General features: G+C 60.1%; 2 protein-coding genes and 4 pseudogenes. 2 read left to right on the top strand and 4 right to left on the bottom strand.

All coding sequences use genetic code 11. The features are described from left to right. A pseudogene (locus tag ACQKP2_RS32610) lies at positions 1 to 96 on the top strand (tripartite tricarboxylate transporter permease); the annotation flags it as partial. 60 nt (positions 97 to 156) lie between these two features. Here the strand turns inward: ACQKP2_RS32610 and ACQKP2_RS32605 are convergent. The 4 genes and pseudogenes from ACQKP2_RS32605 to ACQKP2_RS32590 form a co-directional block, all read right to left on the bottom strand. Further along, a pseudogene (locus tag ACQKP2_RS32605) lies at positions 157 to 852 on the bottom strand (penicillin-binding protein 2); the annotation flags it as partial. Positions 853 to 862: 10 nt separating this feature from the next. Beyond that, positions 863 to 1,330, bottom strand: a complete 468-nt coding sequence (gene rlmH, locus ACQKP2_RS32600; protein WP_111454206.1) for a 23S rRNA (pseudouridine(1915)-N(3))-methyltransferase RlmH — start codon at positions 1,328 to 1,330, stop codon at positions 863 to 865. 9 nt (positions 1,331 to 1,339) lie between these two features. Beyond that, on the bottom strand, positions 1,340 to 1,834 hold the full coding sequence (rsfS, locus tag ACQKP2_RS32595; protein ID WP_427582352.1) for a ribosome silencing factor: 495 nt from the start codon (positions 1,832 to 1,834) through the stop codon (positions 1,340 to 1,342). Between the two features lie 73 nt (positions 1,835 to 1,907). After that, positions 1,908 to 2,021 (bottom strand): annotated as a pseudogene (locus tag ACQKP2_RS32590) (nicotinate-nucleotide adenylyltransferase); the annotation flags it as partial. Between ACQKP2_RS32590 and ACQKP2_RS32585 the strand changes: the two are divergent. Continuing rightward, positions 2,019 to 2,112 (top strand): annotated as a pseudogene (locus tag ACQKP2_RS32585) (hypothetical protein); the annotation flags it as partial. The pseudogenes ACQKP2_RS32590 and ACQKP2_RS32585 overlap by 3 nt on opposite strands.

Here is a 2,112-nt window from a genome sequence, read left to right as displayed (position 1 = left end):
ATTTTGCTGTCGTGCATGTATTGGGGAGCGCTGTTCGGCGGCTCGATTACCTCGATACTGTTCAACATTCCCGGTGAGCCTTCCTCGGTGGCGACCGTCCAGGCTCAGGACGATGTCCTTGCCCGGAATCGGATCGGTACGCTTGAGCACCCGCAGTACGCGGCCTCGAGCGTTGGTCTCGACTTCTTCATAACCCACCTGACCGTGCAATTCAGGCTCGTAGAAACGCTCGATGCCGGTTTTGCCGATTTGATGGGTACCGCTGTAGCTCACCGGGTCCAGAGTCTTGAGCTCTTTTTCGTTGATCCGCCCCATATAGCCTACCGAGTGCGCAAAGTGCGCGCCCTGTGGATAGTGACGAACCAACTGCGCGACCACTTCCACGCCCGGCAGGCGGAACTGATTCACCGCAATACGGGCGATCTGCTCTTCGGTCAGTTCGAACATGATCGGTACCGGCTCGAACGGCCGGCGCCCCTGGCGCATGCGCTTCTCGAAAATCACCCGGTCCTCGGGCGTCAGCTCCAGTACCTGGACGATGACATCCAGCACTTGCTGCCAATCACCAGAGCGCTCACGGGTCATGCTCAGGCTGAAGCTGGGGCGGTTGTCGGCGATGACCACACCGTTGCGGTCGTAAATCAACCCACGGGGCGGCGGAATCGGCTGCACATGGACGCGGTTGTTTTCCGACAGGGTCGAGTGGTACTCGTACTGGATCACCTGAAGGAAATACAGGCGCGCGATCAGCACGCCGATCAGCGTGACAACCGCAATGGCCCCGAACACGACACGGCCACGCACCAGACGGGCGTCTTTTTCGTGGTCCTTGATGCGGATCGGTTGAGACATGAGGCCAGAACTACTTGTGGTAAGGGTGGCCGGACAACACGGTCCAGGCACGATACAGCTGTTCGCCGATCAGAATGCGCACCAGCGGATGCGGCAACGTCAACGGCGAAAGCGACCAACGCTGATCGGCACGGGCGCAGACTTCCGGCGCCAGCCCTTCGGGGCCGCCGACCATGAAATTCACCGTGCGCGAGTCGAGTCGCCAGCGATCGAGTTCGACCGCCAGTTGCTCGGTACTCCAGGGTTTGCCGTGGACTTCGAGGGTGACGACACGCTCATTCGACCCGACCTTGGCCAGCATGGCTTCGCCCTCCTGACGGATGAAGCGCGCCACGTCAGCGTTCTTGCCACGGGTGTTGAGCGGTATTTCCACCAGTTCCAGCGCCAGCTCGGACGGAAGACGCTTGGCATACTCATGCCAGCCTTCTTCCACCCACTTGGGCATGCGTGAACCGACGGCGATCAGTCGCAGTCGCACAGCCGTTCCTTATTCCTGGTCTTTGTTGAGCTTGTTGAAATGCTCATGACCCACTTCAGGGCTGTGGTGCTTGCCGTCGGCGGCACGGCTCTGCTCGGCACCTTTCCACAGGCGCTCCAGATCGTAGAACTGACGGGCATTGGAGGTCATCATGTGAACGATCACATCGTCCATGTCCAGCAACACCCAGTCGCTCTCACCCTTGCCTTCTTCACCCAGCGGCTTGATGCCCTGGGCCTTGACCGATTCGCGAACCTTGTCGAGCATCGCGTTGATCTGGCGGTTGGAGGTACCGGTGGCGATGATCATGTAGTCAGTGATGCTCTGCTTGTCGCGAACATCGATCACCAGCACGTCCTGGGCCTTGACGTCTTCCAGGGCCGCTACGGCGATCTTGACCAACTCTTCGCCTTTCGGCGGCTCGGCGGCGAGGACCTTTTCCGGCAGCGGAGCACTCTTGAACGTGCCTTTGCGCTTAACTTTGTTTACGTCGTTGTTCGTCATAAAAAACTCGTTTTGCTCGTATGTTCGGGCGCTTCAATACACGTTGTTGCCACGTGCCTTGAGGCACTCCTGTTCAGTTCGACGCACGGTAAAGACCGTGCGCATCGATGTAGGCCAGGACCGCGTCGGGCACCAGGAAACGTACCGACTTACCGCTGGCCAGCAGTTGACGGATCTGGGTGGCGGCTCCAGTGCCGCCCGTGCCTGGTCGCTGGGCCCGAGCATCACTTGGGCGGCCTTCGATCTGGGTAGCGTCAAGGCGCGTATCCGGGGTGCCG

Source organism: Pseudomonas sp. NPDC089569 (assembly GCF_050280625.1).
Taxonomy (GTDB): domain Bacteria; phylum Pseudomonadota; class Gammaproteobacteria; order Pseudomonadales; family Pseudomonadaceae; genus Aquipseudomonas.
This window is presented reverse-complemented; position numbering and strand designations above follow the sequence as displayed.